Below are 18,734 nucleotides of genomic sequence, written 5' to 3' on the forward strand. Positions count from 1 at the left end.
TGGGGCAGGCGAGCCACTCCGTTGATGGCCTTAAAATTTAAAGAGGCTCTGTGATCAATGCAATTAGATTAATTGAGAAAAACAGAAATTTTCTTTTTTCCATGCAATGTTTCATAAACCTTTTAGGTGCGTTCATGATTCCTTTGACTTATCGGAGATTAGTCACGTTAGCAGAGAATACTTAGCGCATTGCGATTGACCTGCGATAGCCCACGACTTTCGGACAGTGGCGGGAGCCGAAATAATGGTTCCTGAAGGAGGTCCGAACATTGGACGAACAAGCGAAAAGAAAACGCCCCACCTACAGCGATGAGTTCAAGCAAGACGCCGTGCGGTTGGTGGTTGAAGAAGGATACTCGTTTAAAAGAGCCTGCCAGGCAGTTGGCGTGTGTGAGGCCACGCTACGAAGTTGGCATGCCAAACTGGCTCCGCCGCCAGAGCCATGTGGCGAGGACGCAACAGTCGAAGAGATGCAGGCCGAATTGAAGCGACTTCGCCGACAGCTTAAGCAGACCGAGATGGAACGCGAAATCCTAAAAAAGCCACGGCGTACTTCGCGAAGGAGTCGACATGAGGTATGCCTGGATTGCTCGGCACCGAGACTCCTTTTCGGTGGCTGCCATGTGTCGACTGCTGAAGGTGAGCCGCTCTGGCTTCTATGCGTCGGTTGAGCGGCCATTGAGTCCGCGGGCCGTTCGTCGCCAGAAGATTCATGCTTCGGTTCGTCAGGCATTTGATGAAAGTCACGCGAATTACGGTTCGTATAAGATCGCCCAAGAGCTTGCAAAGCGAGACGACCTGGAGTCGGCCTGTCGCAACACAGTGGCCCAGGCGATGCGTGATATGGGCCTGAATAGCAGGGTTGGCAAGCGATTCAAGCCGACGACAACTCAGGTCGATCCGTCGAAGCGGCCAGCGATGAACGTGTTGGATCGCGACTTCACGGCCGAGGCTCCGAATCGGAAGTGGGTGACCGACATCACCTACGTGCCCACGTCCAACGGCTGGGTTTACTTGGCGGTGGTGATCGACCTGTTTAGCCGTAAAGTGGTGGGCTGGTCGCTGAGTGATTCGTTGGAAACACGCCTGGTAAGCAATGCGTTGCGGTCCGCGATCGAGAGCCGTTCGCCCAAGTGTGGAGAGCTTCTGCATCACAGCGATCGCGGCTGCCAGTACACGAGCGACGCCTATCGGCGTACGCTACGGACGATGGGCATCACCTGTTCGATGAGTCGCCGCGGCAACTGTTACGACAATGCGGTCGCCGAGCGGTTCTTCTGGTCGCTCAAGCACGAATGGACGAAGCACCACGAGTACGAGACGCTGGAAGATGCCCGGCTGAGCGTATTCACGTACATCGAAACGTTTTACAATCGAACGCGACTCCACCAGACTCTGGGCTACAAGTCGCCTGATCAATACGAAGCCGAACACGCCCCGGCCTTAGCGGCGTAGAAAAACTGGCCCGCCACTGTCCGAAAGTCGTGGGCTATCGCAACCTCGGCAAGATGTCTCTCAAATCCGTGACATAAGACAGTGTGTAAACTCCTTCGTACCTAAATATCTGATATATCCTGCCAAGCGAACATGGCGATCCTAAGGTTGTACTTGTATCCCCAACGCGCTACGATGTGGCGGCGCATCAAGTTCCATTCGAAGGAACTCTCCCGAACCTTATCTATGTCGACGCCCCCGAACTCCACTCAAGCCCGGGCTCGCTCTTCTGATTTCAAATGACTAACTTTAATGTCAACGAAAATGTCTCGCGTGGAGTAATGACTGCCTCTGGAGCGAGTTATTTTCCAGGGCTTCAGCACCTCTAAAAATCCATTTCGCAATTTGGCGATTCGTACTCACTTGCCTGCGTGGATCTTGGGCTAAGCAGGCTCCAACGGGATTGGTGCTGCTACCGGGGCATTCAACTCATTGAAATGCTGGACGTTGTCCCGATCGAACTCCTTAATACGTTCTCAGAGAAGAGAAACTGCTTACAACCGTTTCAGCAAAGCAAGCTACTTTGGCCGCGTCCATGGCTAGTAGACGCGAGTCCGTTTGAGAAGACGCTTTGGATTGATGCCGATTCCATCGTCATTCGGCCATTGAGCGAATTGTTCCCAGAGATCGAAAAAGGCGTAGTTGTCTATACGGATGCCAATCACCCTCCTTCATCACCCAATCATCCGAAACTCTATGAACTCCTGCCGGTTCCCAAGATTACGGCCAAGTTTGTGAACTCCGGGGTCTTGGGCTTGCAATGCGGACGGGACGATGATTTGATCTCCTCGTGGAAATATTGCATCGAACAGGCCGCCACAAGATTGGAAGTTCGTCAATTGATCTCCTGGCACGACCAAGGTGCCCTGCTTTGGGCTTTGCATAAGACGATGAGAACCCACTTGATTCGACAGGATGTAACTTGGAACTGTCCTCCCCATGGATTTAACGCCAGCCGTCGCTCTGAAAGAAAGCGGTACTCGCGGGCGAGCTACTTACAAGATATCCGACGTGACCATCCTCACGTCGGTATCGTCCACTACATGTCGAGACCCAAGCTTTGGGAGTTGATTGACGAAGACACTCGATAGAATATCAATCTGCGACCATTCGATTAATCGTTGGCGGGAAGAGACTGAATCCCAAGTCGAAAACTGTGTGAACTCAAGTCCCCTTCACACATCTGCAGACGTGTGAAGGGAACTGCCAATTTACTTCTTCCTGTTTAGTTTTTCAGACGATTGACCGCCAAAGCAGCAATTTCAGGACTTTGTTCGACCCCCACAGCCTGAATGCCATGGGAACGAGCAGCCAATAATGTTGTGCCGCTTCCGGCGAACGGATCAAGGATCTTCGGTTCGTCATGATGCATCGTGCAGCGGCAGACCTCGCTGATAAGTTCAACTGGCTTTTGCGCCGCATGGACACGCTTTGCTCCACTCACAAGTGAGATGCGAAAGGAACCGGGCAAGCTGGTACCGACGCCGGGGGATTTTCCTTTCGAGCCCCAGACGATGAATTCACATTGCTGCCGGAATCCACCAAGTTTGGGACGGGCATTCACTTTGTCCCAGCTTGCTATGCCCTGCCAGATGAAACCGGCTCCCTGAAGTGCGTCGCTAACCGTTGGTAACTGCCGCCAGTCGCTAAATAGGCAGACTATGCCACGATCAACCAGAAGTTCGTGACAATACGACAGCCACATTGTCGACCAAGCAAGATAAGATCTTTGGTCACGATTATCGCCCAGGAAGTCAGGGTGTTTCTTCTTCGCATCGCTGGATTGATACTTACTGCTTGTCGCAGCCGCGCGAGTCGACATGTGCAATCCTCCGCTCGAATAAGGAGGGTCCGTTATAACGGCATGAAACTTTTCACCTCGGCGGCATAGCCTTGGCAACACCTCCAACGCATCCCCCTGAATCAAACTCTGGTTTTTGCTCTTATAGATCGTTCGCACTTTCGATTCCTTTCGTGTCGTGATTTCTTTTCGCTCGGAGGCACGAAGAAATCCAATATCTCGTACGTACGCAAGAGGAATCCCAGAAAGGATGTAGTTTTGTTCCAGATATGGAACCAAGGTACTCCTTGGCAGTCGACGGCGAATGCGGATCAAGGAAGAACTCCATCATTATCGAAATAGAACTGGGGGATGATTTTGATAGACCTCTGGATGCATGCCGCACATCCGAGCTATTCTCTGGCCTTTGGGCCTTATAGCCGAGTTAACTACCTGCACTTAGGAGAAAGTCAAATGATTAAAAAACAGACGAAACCGGCGGTCGGTTACGTCCGAATGAGTACCGACCAACAGCAAGACAGTCCCACTCGCCAGAGAAAGGATATCGAAGGTCTCGCCGAACGTCTGGGGTATCGAATCGTTCGCTGGTACCAGGACCATGGACTCACAGGCGTCGAGTCAAGCAAACGCAAGGATTTTCAAAAGTTGATGACGGATGCCCAGAGCGGCTCCTTCGACGCAGTACTGCTATCCGAGCAAAGCCGCATGTCGCGGGAAGATGTCTTCGACGCGATGGTGCACTGGAAGCAACTGCGTGATGCGGGCGTGCGAATTCTAACCTGCCAACGTGGCGAACTCGACTTTTCCAATCTTGGTGGCGTTATTACTGCGATTGTCGATCAGTACGGGGCTCGCGAAGAATCGATGCGATTAGCGGACCGGGTGATCAGTGGCAAGCGTTTGGCAATCAGCCGAGGCCAGAAACAAGGCGGCCCGCCGTTTGGATACGATCGCCGAATCCTGGATGAGACGGGAAAGGAAGTTCGCCGAGTTGGTACGCTCGAGAAGTTTCGCCTTCCCGTTCAATGGACATCGCAACTGATCCCTTCCAGCGACGTGAAAGCGGTCGAGGCTGTTCAAAGGATGTTCCACGAAGCCCTCGATGGCTCAGGGTGTGGCGCGATAGCCCGCCAACTCAATCGAGAAGGCTTTCGTACGCTATTCGGTAAGCGGTTCAATAGCTCAAGCGTGCGGAGAATTATCTCGAATCCTGTGTATGCTGGAGACATCGTTTCAGGCCGACGTCGACGAGGTCGATTCCGCAGTTTTTTCCAAGATGGAGAGGCTAGATGCACTGGAGCCCATGAGGGTCTGGTTTCACGAGAGGTTTATGATCGAACTCAACGAATCCTCGCGCAGAAAAGGCCCTCCCCGAAATCCTCAACGCCTGGGAAGTACCTTCTGACCGGCCTGTTGTATTTGCCTGACGGTCGACGGCTGCAGGGATGTACCATGAGCCACGCTGACCGCTTGGACAGTCGAAGATATTATTCCCTGTCTAGCCATTCATTCGAGGAGTTTCCAGAGGAAAGTGATCGGCCGACCTTTCATGCGGACACGATCGAAGCCGGCGTGTTGACCAAGCTTAGGGAGTTTCTCGCAGACCGAAAAACGCGTGCGGCCATCAAACATGAAATCTCGCGACGATCGAAACGCGCCGCGAAGTCGCTCACGCAGATCGAAGCGAGGCTCGATGCTATCAAGATCAAAATCGAGCGGGGGACAGAGAATCTGGCCCTAGCAGATCCAGCGGATATCCCTGGCATCTCCAAATTGCTTTCTCAGTGGCGAGAAGAAGAGCGGGCACTCTACGAGAAACATCGACAGGCCAATGTTGTTGAATCTCCTTCGCCCGAAGCCCTACGTGTCCTTGAGCATTTGGATGTGCTATTGACCAGAATTGGCGACGCGGACCGTGAAAAGCTTAGCACGGCCCTAAGCAGTACCATCAAGCGGATTACACTGCGACGGGAACGACGCGTCCAATCTCATTATCGAATTACATTGTGGGATGGGGTAATTGAATTGCGCGGCGGTCTGGGGATCGACGAAGTCATTCCTCTCACCGACAATGACATTCCCACGCCCGGCCGTTGGAGGGAAGTCGCGAATTTCATTCGCGAGCGTGGTGACGTTGTCTATTTCAAAGAAGTCTGTGAGCACTTAGGGCTCAAAGGTTCCTGTGTCTCTCGATCTCTCGCCCAGGCCGTTCTCAGCGGCAAAGTCCGCAACCTCGGGCACCACAAGGGTTGGATCGCCGTTTAGCTTCGATAGATCCTCTTGTTCTCTTTCTGCTGCCTCTTGATCGCCTTTCAAGAACGTCGATTGCAGCCAGAGTGCGACATCTATGCCTTGAACGAAAGCGGAGATGTAGTGTTATTTGAATTGAAACGGAGTACAGCAGGTGGAGACGCCCTCGATCAACTACTGCGGTACACACAAACGGCAGGTCAGTGGACATACTCGAAGCTCAATGACATGTTTCAGAAGTACGAGAAGAACGAACTTCGAGGTACTGACCTTGCGGAAGCCCATCAGGAATCGCTGGGATTGCCCCAGCGATTGCGAGAAGAAGATTTTAATCGCAATCAGAGGATGTTTGTTGTTGGAAGTGCGGCCGACCAGAAACTGATCGCTGGGGTAGACTACTGGAAACGTCAGGGACTTGCGATTGACTTCATTCCTTATAGGATCTTCCGAATTGGCGGCCAGATGTATTTTGAGTTCTTCTCAAAGCCATACGATGTTCACTCGAATCCCAACGACACTAAAGGAATAATCTTCGATACTTGTCGAAGGTATTACCCGAAAGCACTTGAATGGATGATGCAGAAGAAGCGCATATCCGCTTTCGGTGATAAAAAGGAAGCCGTGCGAAGCTTTAACCGAGGCGACATGGTGTTTTTTTCACACCGGTGGGAAGGCATAGTCGCAGCAGCACGGATCACTGGCCGCCAAGTCATGTTCGATACTGTGCCAGATACCGGCGAGGATGAGATGTACTGGGACGTGCGATTTGAAACTCCTTTGTTGACGCAGTTTGACTCATTTCCAAGCAAGCTGACCTTTGCAGATGTAAAGAAGATTGTGGGCAAGAATTTCTTTTGGGCACGCACACAAAAGACACCTTTTCTAACTCGTGAAGAAGCAGAACTTCTGCTGGTGGAATTACAGAGCCGATTTAACTGTGATGGAAAGACTTGACCATGCGGTAGAAAATGGTTCTGGTTGATTCTTCAAGCAACTTTATCACTTCGAATTAGGGATTCGCACGAGAATCCATCCTTCCTTTTCAATGAGCTTCCGAAGGGCCTGAGCCTGATTTTGCCCAATCAGTTCGTTTGGAGTTGAAGTTCGATGTGAGTCTGTGCCAAATCGGCGATATTTTAAATAGTCCCAGGCGCAGACCGCACATAGGAATCCATCAAACGCATCCGATGCGGACGTCGAACAAGCGAGATCAATAATGGACTTGTCGTGTCCAATGTTAAATTGGTATTGCTGCTGTATTTGATCAAATAGTGCAATGCGTACTTCTTCCGAGTTGCGTGCCGAATCTCTGGCATCGGTTGGCGTTTTGGTCCGCTTAGTCTCTCCGCTCTTGAATTTCTCACAGCCTGGATAGTTGAGCCGAACGAATGCAGCCGGATACGTCTCAAAGACTTCAATGCCGTCCACTGGCGCATTCGCAAAGCCAACGTCACAATGCTTGAAATATCTCTCAAGTTTTATGCGCAGTTGTGCCCATTCATAGGCGGCGGATGCAATCTTGTCGGCTCCAACCGAGAATAATTCAGAGCCTAGTAGTTCCTTAAACATTAAATCGGTTTTGCGATACTCGAAGTCATCTCGCTCGGGCAAAGAAAATTCGAGCGATACCCCGTCAGAGGCGTTCCACTCTTTAGCAAAGTCGCCATGCTTGACCGGCCAACCGAACGGCACGTCAACTGCAACAGCAGTTGTAATTTTCCTTTTTTGAAGCCCAGCTAATACCGAAATTAGGACCTGACGACTTGGTTTGATCGGATGAGTTTTCGTAAAGCCATCAATTGTGAACCGATGAGGCAGCAGCAGTTGGGCAGTGCCGCAAGTCAGCTTCTCATCTAGCGTGATCAAGGTAAACCCCCACCTGCTTTCACTTGCTGCCATGTCGATACCGATCGCCGCATATTGGTAATTGCCTTCATCGATTCGATCAAACGTTCGGTCGATAAGTGTCTCCTCAAGCTCTGAGGAAGCCTCAGGATATGTTCTTTGATTTCGAGCCATTGCGTGCCTAAATTCTGATGTGAAAGTCAAATCAATAGTCTAACTTGCCAATAGTCCTCCCCAAGTCCTCTGCCGTCTTCTTAGTGTATTGTGCGGTGGTATTGAGGTTTGAGTGCCCCAAGATTTGGGCTAAGCCAACCAAGTCGCCTGGATTCGACTCCAAGTATTGATGTGCCATCGTATGCCTAAGTAGGTGAGGGTGGATCTTAATACCGATGTAAGCGGAATACTTGTCACAGATCGCTCGAATACCCCTTTCGCCGAGAGGTCCTCGCTCACCGATAACAACGTGCGAGAATTCCACGGGCGGACGACATGACAGATAATCCGACAATGCTCGTCGAAGCTGTATTGGCAGTGGCACTGATCGCTGTTTCCCCCCTTTACCTTGCCGAAATGTCACGCTTCCGGTTCGCTCACCGATAAGCACATCGCTGAGTTCAAGTGCCACAAGGTCGCCACATCGGCAGCCTGTGTACAAGAATAAATGAAAGATCGCATTCGCCCGAATATCCTCTCGAAGTTCAACCTCACGGAGCAACTTCCGCACGTCTGTGCGATCTAAGCCCTTCGGAGCGAGTTCAACGCTTCGCAGTTCTTTCACGGTATTGGCCGGGTTTTTCTTGATGTGCTGTTTATGGTACAGCCAACTGAAGAACCGCCGAACAGACACCAATGCTCGATTGACAGTGGCGACGGACTGATGTTGAACCCGTCGTAGATGATCACGAAAATCGGCCACGTCCCGTGTAGTTACACGATCAATATTCATAGGTTCGTTGTTGGACTCAACGAACCATTTGACGAATTTTCGTAGATCATTCTCGATCGCTCGCCGACTGTTGTCGGCGAGGTCAATGTTGTCCATAAACTGGTCGAAGAGAGAATCCACTTCTCGACCGATAGAGATACCAGGAAAAACATTATCGCCCCAATTCTTGCGGTCTTCTGGACGGGAATTTGACATGAAGTTTACACTCCTAACGTGGAACTGGGCTGATAATGTCTGTTATCGCACTAGTTATGCGGACGAATTCTTTCGCTGGATGTAAAGGAAAACCGCTCGAACGAGTTCTCCAGGGTTCACACTATCTTTGCCATTTGGAAATAGTTCCGAGATGGCCGAGTCGATCTGGGCATCAGTGACACCGGTCATGCCGATGACTTTGAGCGAGTCGATTAACTCTTGATGACGACTCTTCGCCTCTCTTCTTTTCGACTTCTTCTTCCGTGGTGCCGCTGGCAGCGAGGCGGTACTTCGAGCCGAGTAGAACAAAACGATCTTGCCATTGATTCCAACGTTTCGATTTCGCAGGTCCATACAAAGCTCAAGTTGTTCTTCTGTATAGAACGGTCGGCCTGTATCCTCATCAATCTGTGGCCCTGGAAACACGCCTTCCTTGCGTAGTTGCCAGAATCGCTGACGGCTGAGTCCAAGACGGCGAGCGACAGCAGCACAACTGAGATACGATTGCGACGGCTTGTCGTCGGTCATCGGTCACCTTCCTTCCTCGATTTTGACACCTCGACATGTTCCATCCCTTTGCCCGTGAGCATACGAAGACCGTTTTTGTCTTTGGTGATTAAGCCACTCCGAACCAAGTACGTTTCCGTCACACTCGACACCGTTTTTGCTGGAAGGCCGAGCATGGATGCCAACATGTTCAGTCGTAACGGACCATCGGATAGAATCCGAAGATACGATTGCTCCGTGGCATCGAGTCCGAGGCAATCGATTTGCCCGAGCATGCAAGCACGCTCAAGATGCCTTTGGGTGATGGCGTGATCACCCGAAGCACGGCAGACTCGCCAGCAACTTTCAAGCAATCGGATAGCTAAGCGAGGCACGCCTTTGCTTCGCTGGGCTATAGGCCCTGGCACATCACTTTGAAGTTGCCAGCCCAATCCTTTGGCTCTCGTGCGGACAATCTCTGCAAGTTGATCTATCGAGTAATAGTCAAATCGCAGTAACAGCTTAAAACGATCCACGAGAGGACGAATCAATCGATGCTCGTCGGTGGTCGCACCTATCAAAGTAAAATTTGAAAGATTTATCGCTTGAGGAACGCCACCGTTAGTGTTCGGCAGAAAAATCTTCCGTTCGTCAATGGCGATAAGGAGTGTGTGCTGATGCGTTGGATCGAGGAGATGTATTTCGTCGATGAATACAATGTCGAGGTCGGTGGCACGCATTAATACAGCAAAGAACTCTGCTGGAGATGTCACGGCAGAGCCAAGCAATTCGTGAAAGCCTGATGCTGTTTCTTCAGAGATTACCCTCGCTAAGATCGTCTTTCCGACACCCGGTGGTCCGAGCATTAAACTATGCGGGAACGGTACTCTTTCCTGAAAGCTGTAGTCGAGAGCAGTCGAGACGACTTCTCGAACATGATCTTGGCCGATCAGGTGACTGAGAGAATTGGGACGAAACTCTTTACCTTCGGACATTTGCATCTCCTATGGGAATGTTTCCCACGGAAGGTACAAAGTCACTGACGGCTCTGTGTGCGTCGTTGCCCCGCCGCCCGGTGGGGCTTGGAGAAAGCGAGACAAATGCGGCTGGACTTACCGAACGATGCGGCAAAATCTAAGCATTTGGCAAGACGCACGAAAATGTTACCGCCCAGACAGCCCGTCGTAGCAATTGAGGAGTTTCTTTCCCACATCTGGATGAACCGGAAGAACGGTCACGTCTTCAACACCCGTAGAAATCGCAATCAAAGCACCAAGCAGCTTCTTTTCCTCTTCATCGGAAAGAAGCTCGTCTCCATGATGCTTTTTGTGATAGTCCAGCCAAGCTGCCGTAATGCTGCACCAAACGACAACTTCATCTTCGGGATTGGCGTCCCGCATAAAGCTGATTTCAAACTGTTCCAGCGAATTGCTGATGTATCTCCCGATCACGTCATGAACGGCTCGAATTCGTTCGAGAAGTTCAGGCGATAGCGATTCATTTCGAATCGGGCCTGCCTGAATATTATTTGGATCGATATGCTCACGGTCGGAGTTATTCATGTTCAGAACATTCTCTAATCGTTCCCTGCCTAACGAGAACTTAGACCTGCCTCATAGCTTACCGCATCTCTGAAAATGGTCGAAGCAAAATCACATGTAGAATCGATAGCTCGCTTGAACCACATCCTCGTCCGTGACATGTTTCATAATCTCGCCAATTTTCCCAGAGAATGAGAGCGTGATCGGAGTGCCATCGGCGAACGAACAGTTGTTAACGTTCATCTTTGTCAATTCGAGAACGTCACGAAAGAGTTCTTTAGGGGCGCTACTTCCAAAACGCTCAACAATCTGCCACGGTTCTGGCACGTAACTCCCCGGATAGGTTTCTAGGTAGGGTACGAATCCCATGGTGTAGAGAAAGTGTGCGTCATCCTCAATAGAAAAGTACGTGCCACGGGCTGGAGGATATTGACCTTCTCGAAAGAGACGAACCCGTGACCTTGAGAGTGCAACTAGGTCATACTCACAACCGGGAAACACCGACTGAATGCCTTCAATGAATCCATCTCGTTCGTTGTACTCCCCATGATCACTTCCCCAAAAACGGGAAGGCTTATGGATAACGACCCTCTTAGGCGGAGTGCCTCGGACACGTATGTATTCACGGAGAGTCGCTTCTACGAGTCGGAATGCGCCTACTTTCGTCAGATGTGGTGACTTTCCTTGTTGTTCAGCATTCCACTCGAAGGGATCACCTCGCAAAATAAGACCCTGACCAAGATAATCGAATGCTTGGGCTACACTCGTTCTCATCGTCACTTTATCGCCACGCTCGCTGGCGATATAGAAATCTATTCCAATGAAGCAAGCGTCCCTTTCGACGGATAAGGGGCTCCACGGAATTCCTTCAGCTTTGTAGTACAAGGCCGTACAGAAGTTCCATGCACGAGTAGCCTTCTCCTGCAAGGGCAACCGACGCCCTTTGGGCTTTTTTCCCAGGATAGTACTTCGCTGCACAAGTTGTATGGGGACTCCCCATTTCATGGACTTGGCCTTGATGGCCCGCCTGAAGTTGAGATAAAAACTGCCGGTTACTTGAACTGTGTAGGCCTCGTCAACCATCTCTGGCGTTAATGCAAGTATGATGATGTCAGGAGCGGGACTCGTTTCCGCTAGACTTCGGATTTGGTCATTAAATAGACGGACAAGCTCCCAAATCCTCTTCTGTTTCTCCTCTATCTCAAGTGTCTTTGAGATTTCGTCTGGGCGAATTATTCGATCCCATCGGTCGTTCATTTGGAAGCAAGAATCGAACTCGGAAGACTTCGAAAACCCGATGAAGTCTCGATTCAGAATCTTATAAAGGCGTACTAGCGGTTCGTCGGTGTATTCGTTCTCGAATACTCCATCGCCAAAAAGCTTAGGACGATCATCTACTTCCTTAATTCGTTGCCGAACCACTTTGGAATTCTCACTTTCAATTTCACTCCCACATTGTTCTATCCACTCTTTAACTCCTGCAATCGTTTCCCGAGTTCCAATGAATCCCAGTTTAATTTCTGATGGATGTAGGCCCGGAATATTCTTTCCAAATGGCCCAAATTCAGACAGGCCCGTCTTTGTATCTTGATGCTCGAAGTAGCTGCCAAATTGTAGCTTTGGTTCGTTCAAATACTCGATCTTAAAGTTCATCGGTAACTTCCTCCGATTCGTCTAATCCAAACAACATCAATTGCGCTGACGATGGAGCTTCCTCGAAGGTCGCCGGGTCAAACGGAATTGCAAATGGTGAAATAGCCTTTGCGGGTTCTTTCTCTATGACGATAAGTGTCTCCCCAAAAAGCTTGATTTCTATCCTATGTCGTCCATCTGCAAGAGTATCCGCCCAGAAAAGGACATGGTTCATCACTTGAGGGTTGTGCTCCAAGGCCTTTAACCGAGTGGTATAGGGTCCGACGATCGCAGGATCGCATGGTGTTCGACCGTCCTTAGTAAAAAAGTATTTCGGACTGACTTGAAGAAACCACTTGTTTCCAAACTGAACGAACGAAAACTCGGTCGCATGGTGTCTCCAAAAGACATAGCTACCGTATTCATATCGCTGCACAACAGTTCGGATATCTGATCGCCTTGTTCGAGGACTCGTCCAAGTCCGCTCTATCTTTTTGTCGGTATCGCACTTGGTCATCCGTGGGAAGTATGTCCGACGATATTCCCGACTGTAAGCCAAGCCAAGTCTGTGGCAGTGAGTGCCGAAAAGCGAATTTATCAAAAAAACAAAGTGCCCTCTCATCTCGGTATCTTCAAACCAATCTGAGGTTGGTAGGTCCCAGATATTCTTCACGTCGCAAAAATTACGCAGCACATTACGTTCATTCCGAAGGTCAGAAAGCGTGTATAGCAACTTTTCATGAATGCAAAACGGAGGAATGTAACCTTCGATTTCATCCCGGATGCGACGATCAGATGTGCGCCGAGTCTTGGCAAATGTAAGAGTTTTGGGTAGCTGGCTGACCGCCAGCAAGTTTGAAAACAACTGCTCCTTCTCTTCAAACGATAGGCGAGGAGGGCTAACCGCAGCGTGGTCGCAGATGGAGTCCTTTGCGTTAGCCGTAAATTCATCCTTTGATTTGTCGAAGACAATTTCTAAGGGAGGTTGCCAGACATTCTCAGTAGCTTGGATATAAGCCTTCACCTCTTTGAAGTAAAGAGCGTCGTCCTTGGGATGATAGACAATGAAGACAACTGGAAAAGTGCAGGTGTTCCAGTACTTCAAGTCATCAAAACGAACAGCAGTTGAAAAGCTATGTTCATTATCCTTTTTTACATAGCTGGCTCCTGATTTGGCTTGGACCTTGATGATCCCGCCGCTCGTTTGAAACCCACTCCCTTCGGGCTTAGGAGTGACGACCTCAATTTCCCCATCTATACCGACATCATCTTGCGAGATAACTCGAAATAGACAATTCATCTCGTGTGTGATTTGGGAAATTCGATCAAGTCCCCTTAACTCGGTGAACTTCGACCTTGGGACATTCTTTGCCATTGCCCAACGCTCCTTGCAGTCAACTGAGGGGAATGCTCCATGCCTGACCAATCGACAAGCATAACGCCCCTTGGTAAGGTTTACCAAAGTAGTGGCGTTAATTTGAGGGGCAGCAACCTCCCTTGGAGAGCGGCAGTGGAAAATCTAAGAGATTTCCTGCGAATTTCTGAAGCGGCGGAGTATCTCGGCGTGTCTCCAAACACACTTCGTAACTGGAAAAATGCGGGAAAAATCGAGGCACATCGGCATCCGGTGAACCGATACCGATTGTTTAAGAAAAACGAACTTGATGCCATCTTGCGTAAGGTGCAAGAACCTGACAAACAGGAGAACAATCGACCTAGAAAGCAAGGCAAGTAGTGATTTGCGAGAACCGATTGCGATACCAAGCAGACTTAACGGCTGGCTCACTTAAAGTTTCAGAGAGTCGAGTTATTGCCGACTTATTGCTTCAGCAAACCGACGATAACGTGTGGAAGCTTGCGCTCGGGCATGAGAACCGGCTTCAGACACGTAGCCCTGCCACCGCACGGCGTTTGGGTCGTTTGATTCGCAATCGACTAGAGATGATGACTCCTGATCTTTGGAAGTTGGTTAGAGATGGAAACGCTACGGTCGCAACTCATGCTTGTTTGGCCGGGGCCGTCAAACATAGCGGCCTTCTGGCCGACTTTCTGGAACAGGTCGTCAAAGAGCAGTACCGCATCTTTGCCGAAAGACTCACTCACCAGATGTGGGACGACTTCGTGGCAGACTGCCAGAGCAGAAATGCCGAGTTACCTGAGTGGAGTGAGTCCACGATCAAGAGATTGCGATCCTCGGTATTCCAAATTTTGCAACAGGCTGGATACATCGAAAGCACCAAGTCGATGCGGCTTCAGACTGTTCACATTTCCGCTGAGGTCGTGAATTACCTAAAGAAGCACAGTGAAGACAGCGTCTTGCGTTGCATCGAGATTGCACCATGAGTGACCAACTTACAGAACGACTAAACGCTATCTTGCCGAAAATCACGTCGCCAGACTTTCTGAGTGGCCAAGGGATCGGCAACGAGATTCCTTTCTACGTCTTCGATTATTCCCCCGAGGACGAACTGCGTGTTCGAGAGCATCTCGTTTTCTTGGAAGACAAGCTGCCGAAGCAAGCCCCTAATCTCACGTTCGTCCACGTCAATTTGTTCGATTTTTTGATCGACTACATTAAGGGACGTGGTTACTTCGAGAAGTCTTTGGAGAAGGAACGTAATCTCGGCAGCGTCAAGGCAGTGAAGTCAATTAAGTCCATAGCCAGCGCTGAGAAACTCGCCGATCACTTCGCCAAAGAGGTCATGAATCAGAAGCCTGACCTTGTACTTGTGTCGGGAGTCGGTTCATCCTACCCGATCATCCGCACACACGAACTGTTGAACAACCTGCATAAGCACATGGGGCTGACGCCTCTCGTGATGTTCTATCCCGGTGTGTACGACAAGATTACGCTCAAACTGTTCGGCAAGGCCAGTTTGGCTTTCGATTCGTCGTCCGCCGACCGAAAGCGGAAGTCACGATACTACCGAGCATTTCGATTGATTGACTGAGAAATACCACCATGAAAATCAGTGACCTCTTCAAGAAAGATATCGCTCGCCCTATCAACGGGGTCGTCAAAGCTGACCAGATGGACGAAGACTCCGTCTGGCAGGAACTTGACGAGTTCGTCGTCACCAAAGAACTTGACGGTCATCTCCGTAAGTTCTTTGAGCGATACTGCGAGGCCATCGATACTCCGAATGATCCAAATATCTCGGGCAAGATCGGTATTTGGGTTTCGGGATTTTTTGGCTCTGGTAAATCGCACTTCATCAAAGTTCTGTCTCACCTACTTGACAACGAAGAGCATGTCCACAATGGCCAGACTAAGAGGGCGGTCGATTTCTTCGACGACAAGATTGCCGACGCCACGATTCTCGGCGACATTAAGCGAGCGGTTGCGTCTGACACCGATGTCATCCTTTTCAACATCGATAGTAAGGCCGATAGCAGTTCTGGCCGAGACGCTATCCTTGCTGTGTTCCTCAAGGTGCTGAACGAGAAGCTAGGCTATAGCCCGGATCACGCTCACATCGCCCACATGGAGCGCTATCTCGATGAAAAAGGCAAATACGATGATTTCCAGAACAGCTACAATATGCTCACCAATACCGAATGGAAGGATGAGCGAGACGCCTATGAGTTCAATCGTGATGAGGTGATCGAGGCTTTATCCACGACACTGGGACAAAGTCGGGAATCATGCGAGAAATGGGTGGATACCGGAGATAGCACCTTCAGCTTGACCGTCGAGAATCTCGCCAAATGGGTCAAGGAATACATCGAAAAAAAAGGCCCGAACCACCGGGTCATCTTCCTTGTGGACGAAGTAGGGCAGTTCATCGGGTCAGAAACTGCCCTAATGCTCAATTTGCAAACCATCACGGAGCAGCTTGGTACGGTGTGCAATGGTAGAGCGTGGGTTGTTGTCACTTCTCAGGAAGACATCGACGCCGTCCTCGGTGAGATGAAAACCAGCCGGGAGAACGACTTTTCCAAGATTCAGGGCCGGTTCATGACACGACTTTCCCTGTCCAGTGCGAACGTCGATGAGGTGATTCAGGAGCGTCTACTTCTTAAGCATGATTCCGTCCGCCCTGACTTGGCGAAGCTCTACAGCGAGAAGGGCGACATCCTCAAGCACCAGCTTTCGTTCCGAGAAATCGGCACGACGTACAAGCAGTTCAAGGAATCAGATGACTTCATTAACATCTACCCTTTTGCCCCTTACCAATTCAAATTACTGCAACGCATCTTCGAGTCCATTCGCAAGGCTGGTGCGACCGGCTTGCACTTGGCTCAGGGCGAACGATCACTGCTGGATGCCTTTCAACACGCTGCCAAGACTGTCGCCAATCAGGACATGGGCGTCCTTGTGCCGCTATACATGTTCTACCCTTCCATAGAGAGCTTCCTCGACACAACGGTGAAGCGTACCATCGATCATGCCAAGGAGAACGAGAGCCTTGAGCCATTCGACATCAGCTTGTTGCAGGTGCTATTCCTGATTCGTTACGTCGATGAAATGAAGGGCAACGTCGATAACCTCGTTACACTGTGCCTCGATGAAATTGACGCTGACAGACTGGCTCTAAAGAAGAAGATCGAAGAGAGCCTTGCCCGGTTGGAAAAAGACTCACTCGTCAGCCGTAGCGGTGATCTGTACTACTTTCTGACCAACGAAGAGCGGGACATCAATCAAGAGATCAAGAAGGAAGTTATCTCTAGCGCCGACGAGGCGAAGCTTCTCGGCGAGATCATCTTCCTCGATGCCCTGAAGGACCAAAAAAAACACCGCTACTCGGCCACGAAGAAAGACATCCCGTTCAACCGAGTCTGTGATCAGCATCCCATCGGACGTAGCACCGATGGTGCGATGATCTTTGCGGTCGTCAGTCCTCTGGATGACGACTATGGGCAGTATAGCGATCAGAAGTGCATCCTTTCTAGCAGCGGCGACAGTGGCAAAGCGATTGTTCGACTCGACGACAAAGAAGCTCTCGGTCGGGAATTGAAGACCTATCTCCGCACGGGAAACTACTTAAAGACTAAAGACGATAGCACATCCGCACCGACCACCAGACGCATTCACAAGGACTTGGCTGCGGAGAACCAACAACGCCGCAACCTGTTGGCAAATATGCTGAGTGACATGCTCGTCAATGCCAGCTACTTCGTTGCTGGTGAGAAGCTAGAGATCAATGCCAACGGTCCGCTCACCGCTATGGAGGAAGCCCTCGAATACCTGATCGAGAACACCTTCACCAAGCTCAGCTACCTCAAGCATCTGAACGACAACCCCGTTAAGGAGATGCAGGCGATCCTGAAGAGTGATGACACCGCTCAGCAGGCTCTTCAGATGGATTTGCCAGAAAACAATCCACAGGCTCTGGAGGAAGTACGGCGGTATATCCAACTGGCCTCGGGTCGTGACAAAGAAATCGTCATGTACGACGTGTGTTATGGTCGATTCTCGGATCGTCCCTATGGCTGGCCGGAATTAGAGACGGCTCTCCTACTTGTACGCCTCTACGCAGCCGGCGAGATTCTCTTCGTCCGTGGCGGCGATGCCATCAAGCATGACGACCTGCCCTCTACACTGTCGGAGACCAAAAACTGGCGAAAGATCACCATTGTTCAGAAAGTTACGGCTAAAGTTGAAGATGTGAAGAAGGCTCGGGAACTCGGCAAGGATGTCTTCCACGAGATGGGGCCGGAAACTGAAGATGGCCTCTACGCCTTCCTGCGGAAGAAACTGGATTATCAACGGTCGTGTCTGGGACGCTACGCCGAGCTTGCCCAAGACGGTCGATACCCCGGCAAGGAGACCATTGGCGACTCGCTCTCGATCATAAAGTCACTTCTCATGGTGGACGAGAGCAACAAGTTTTTGGAGCGATTCAACGAGAACAAGGACAACCTGCTCCAGCTATCGGATGACTTCCACGATCTGGAACACTTCTACGAAAGCCAAAAGCCGACGTGGGACAAGATGCTCAAGGCCGAGCAACAGTTCAGTCTCAATCAGCGTCAATTGGAGCAGGACGAAGAAGCTAAGAAGGCGCTGGATCGTATTAAGGTGATTCGCACGGCGGCTGAACCCTACGGCATGGTGCATGAAGTTGACCCGCTCGTGACCTCGATCCAGAAAGTCAATGAAAAGCTGGTCAGCGATCAGCGAGCCACGTCGCTGGAGCAAATTGATTTGCAGATCGATGCGGTCAAGCAGGAACTCAAGACTGTCGGTGACGATCCGACACTATCGTCATTCTGCCTGAAGCCGCTGGAGTCGCTCAAGAGCCAAGTAAGCGGACAAACCAGCTTGGCACACATCACTCAGGCCGAGACTGATGCAGTAAGTATGAAGGACTCGGCGATTACCAAGATTGGCGACTTCCTTGCCAAAAAGGCTGAGGAGAAGAATGAAGACGATCCTGAGCCAACGCCCAAGTTCAAGAAGCCGAAGGTGATCCAGCCGAAGGCATTGACGACCAAGACCTACTTGGAATCACAGGATGACATCGAGGAGTTCTTGAAGTCACTGCGGCTGGAATTGGAAGCAGCAATCAACAACGACGAACGAATTGAAATACGATAGCGA

At 50.4% G+C, this 18,734-nt stretch carries 16 protein-coding genes and 1 pseudogene; 9 read left to right on the forward strand and 8 right to left on the reverse strand.

Translation table 11 applies throughout. The features are described 5' to 3' along the window. Positions 1–269: 269 nt before the first annotated feature. The 3 genes and pseudogenes from HOV93_RS26650 (at position 270) to HOV93_RS18905 (ending at position 2,585) form a co-directional block, all read left to right on the forward strand. Positions 270–671 (forward strand): transposase, encoded by a 402-nt coding sequence (locus tag HOV93_RS26650; RefSeq protein WP_207398095.1) that lies wholly within the window; start codon positions 270–272, stop codon positions 669–671. Continuing rightward, a pseudogene (locus tag HOV93_RS18900) lies at positions 556–1,455 on the forward strand (IS3 family transposase); the annotation flags it as partial. The gene HOV93_RS26650 and the pseudogene HOV93_RS18900, both read left to right, overlap by 116 nt. Before the next feature lie 476 nt (positions 1,456–1,931). Beyond that, positions 1,932–2,585: a hypothetical protein gene (locus HOV93_RS18905; protein ID WP_207398097.1), complete on the forward strand. Its 654-nt coding sequence runs from the start codon at positions 1,932–1,934 to the stop codon at positions 2,583–2,585. Positions 2,586–2,719: 134 nt separating this feature from the next. Here HOV93_RS18905 and HOV93_RS18910 read toward each other — a convergent pair whose 3' ends face one another. Then, entirely contained in the window at positions 2,720–3,454 is a 735-nt protein-coding gene (locus HOV93_RS18910) for a DNA-methyltransferase (RefSeq protein WP_207398098.1), read from the reverse strand. A gap of 294 nt (positions 3,455–3,748) precedes the next feature. On the opposite strand from HOV93_RS18910, the gene HOV93_RS18915 reads away from it, so the two are divergent. Both HOV93_RS18915 and HOV93_RS18920 read left to right on the forward strand, forming a co-directional pair. Continuing rightward, positions 3,749–5,560: a recombinase family protein gene (locus HOV93_RS18915; RefSeq protein WP_207398099.1), complete on the forward strand. Its 1,812-nt coding sequence runs from the start codon at positions 3,749–3,751 to the stop codon at positions 5,558–5,560. Positions 5,561–5,596: 36 nt separating this feature from the next. Next, on the forward strand, positions 5,597–6,499 hold the full coding sequence (locus tag HOV93_RS18920) for a hypothetical protein (protein WP_207398100.1): 903 nt from the start codon (positions 5,597–5,599) through the stop codon (positions 6,497–6,499). Positions 6,500–6,544: 45 nt separating this feature from the next. Here HOV93_RS18920 and HOV93_RS18925 read toward each other — a convergent pair whose 3' ends face one another. The 7 genes from HOV93_RS18925 to HOV93_RS18955 form a co-directional block, all read right to left on the reverse strand. Beyond that, entirely contained in the window at positions 6,545–7,564 is a 1,020-nt protein-coding gene (locus tag HOV93_RS18925) for a DUF429 domain-containing protein (RefSeq protein ID WP_207398101.1), read from the reverse strand. Between the two features lie 31 nt (positions 7,565–7,595). Beyond that, positions 7,596–8,531, reverse strand: coding sequence for a tyrosine-type recombinase/integrase (locus HOV93_RS18930; RefSeq protein ID WP_207398102.1), 936 nt, complete (start codon positions 8,529–8,531; stop codon positions 7,596–7,598). A gap of 54 nt (positions 8,532–8,585) precedes the next feature. Then, a complete protein-coding gene (locus HOV93_RS18935; RefSeq protein ID WP_207398103.1) occupies positions 8,586–9,059 on the reverse strand; it encodes a helix-turn-helix transcriptional regulator in 474 nt (157 codons plus the stop codon). Next, positions 9,056–10,012: a Holliday junction DNA helicase RuvB C-terminal domain-containing protein gene (locus HOV93_RS18940; RefSeq protein ID WP_207398104.1), complete on the reverse strand. Its 957-nt coding sequence runs from the start codon at positions 10,010–10,012 to the stop codon at positions 9,056–9,058. The genes HOV93_RS18935 and HOV93_RS18940 overlap by 4 nt, the downstream gene beginning before the upstream one ends. Positions 10,013–10,180: 168 nt before the next feature. Next, a complete protein-coding gene (locus tag HOV93_RS18945) occupies positions 10,181–10,579 on the reverse strand; it encodes a hypothetical protein (RefSeq protein WP_207398105.1) in 399 nt (132 codons plus the stop codon). Positions 10,580–10,669: 90 nt separating this feature from the next. Continuing rightward, positions 10,670–12,211, reverse strand: coding sequence for an argonaute/piwi family protein (locus HOV93_RS18950; protein ID WP_207398106.1), 1,542 nt, complete (start codon positions 12,209–12,211; stop codon positions 10,670–10,672). Beyond that, positions 12,201–13,565, reverse strand: coding sequence for a DUF4365 domain-containing protein (locus tag HOV93_RS18955; protein ID WP_207398107.1), 1,365 nt, complete (start codon positions 13,563–13,565; stop codon positions 12,201–12,203). The genes HOV93_RS18950 and HOV93_RS18955 overlap by 11 nt, the downstream gene beginning before the upstream one ends. 39 nt (positions 13,566–13,604) lie before the next feature. Here HOV93_RS18955 and HOV93_RS18960 point away from each other — a divergent pair, with 39 nt between their 5' ends. The 4 genes from HOV93_RS18960 to brxC are packed head-to-tail and all read left to right on the forward strand — an operon-like array spanning position 13,605 to position 18,731. Beyond that, entirely contained in the window at positions 13,605–13,925 is a 321-nt protein-coding gene (locus HOV93_RS18960; protein WP_235990667.1) for a MerR family transcriptional regulator, read from the forward strand. 17 nt (positions 13,926–13,942) lie between these two features. Further along, the gene (locus tag HOV93_RS18965; RefSeq protein ID WP_207398108.1) at positions 13,943–14,533 is read left to right on the forward strand and encodes a DUF1819 family protein; all 591 of its coding nucleotides are present in this window, start codon (positions 13,943–13,945) and stop codon (positions 14,531–14,533) included. Further along, entirely contained in the window at positions 14,530–15,141 is a 612-nt protein-coding gene (locus HOV93_RS18970; RefSeq protein ID WP_207398109.1) for a DUF1788 domain-containing protein, read from the forward strand. Before HOV93_RS18965 ends, HOV93_RS18970 begins: the two co-directional genes overlap by 4 nt. A gap of 11 nt (positions 15,142–15,152) precedes the next feature. Next, a complete protein-coding gene (brxC, locus tag HOV93_RS18975) occupies positions 15,153–18,731 on the forward strand; it encodes a BREX system P-loop protein BrxC (protein WP_207398110.1) in 3,579 nt (1,192 codons plus the stop codon). Positions 18,732–18,734: the final 3 nt, after the last annotated feature.

The sequence above is a fragment of the Bremerella alba genome, from assembly GCF_013618625.1.
Classification (GTDB): domain Bacteria; phylum Planctomycetota; class Planctomycetia; order Pirellulales; family Pirellulaceae; genus Bremerella; species Bremerella alba.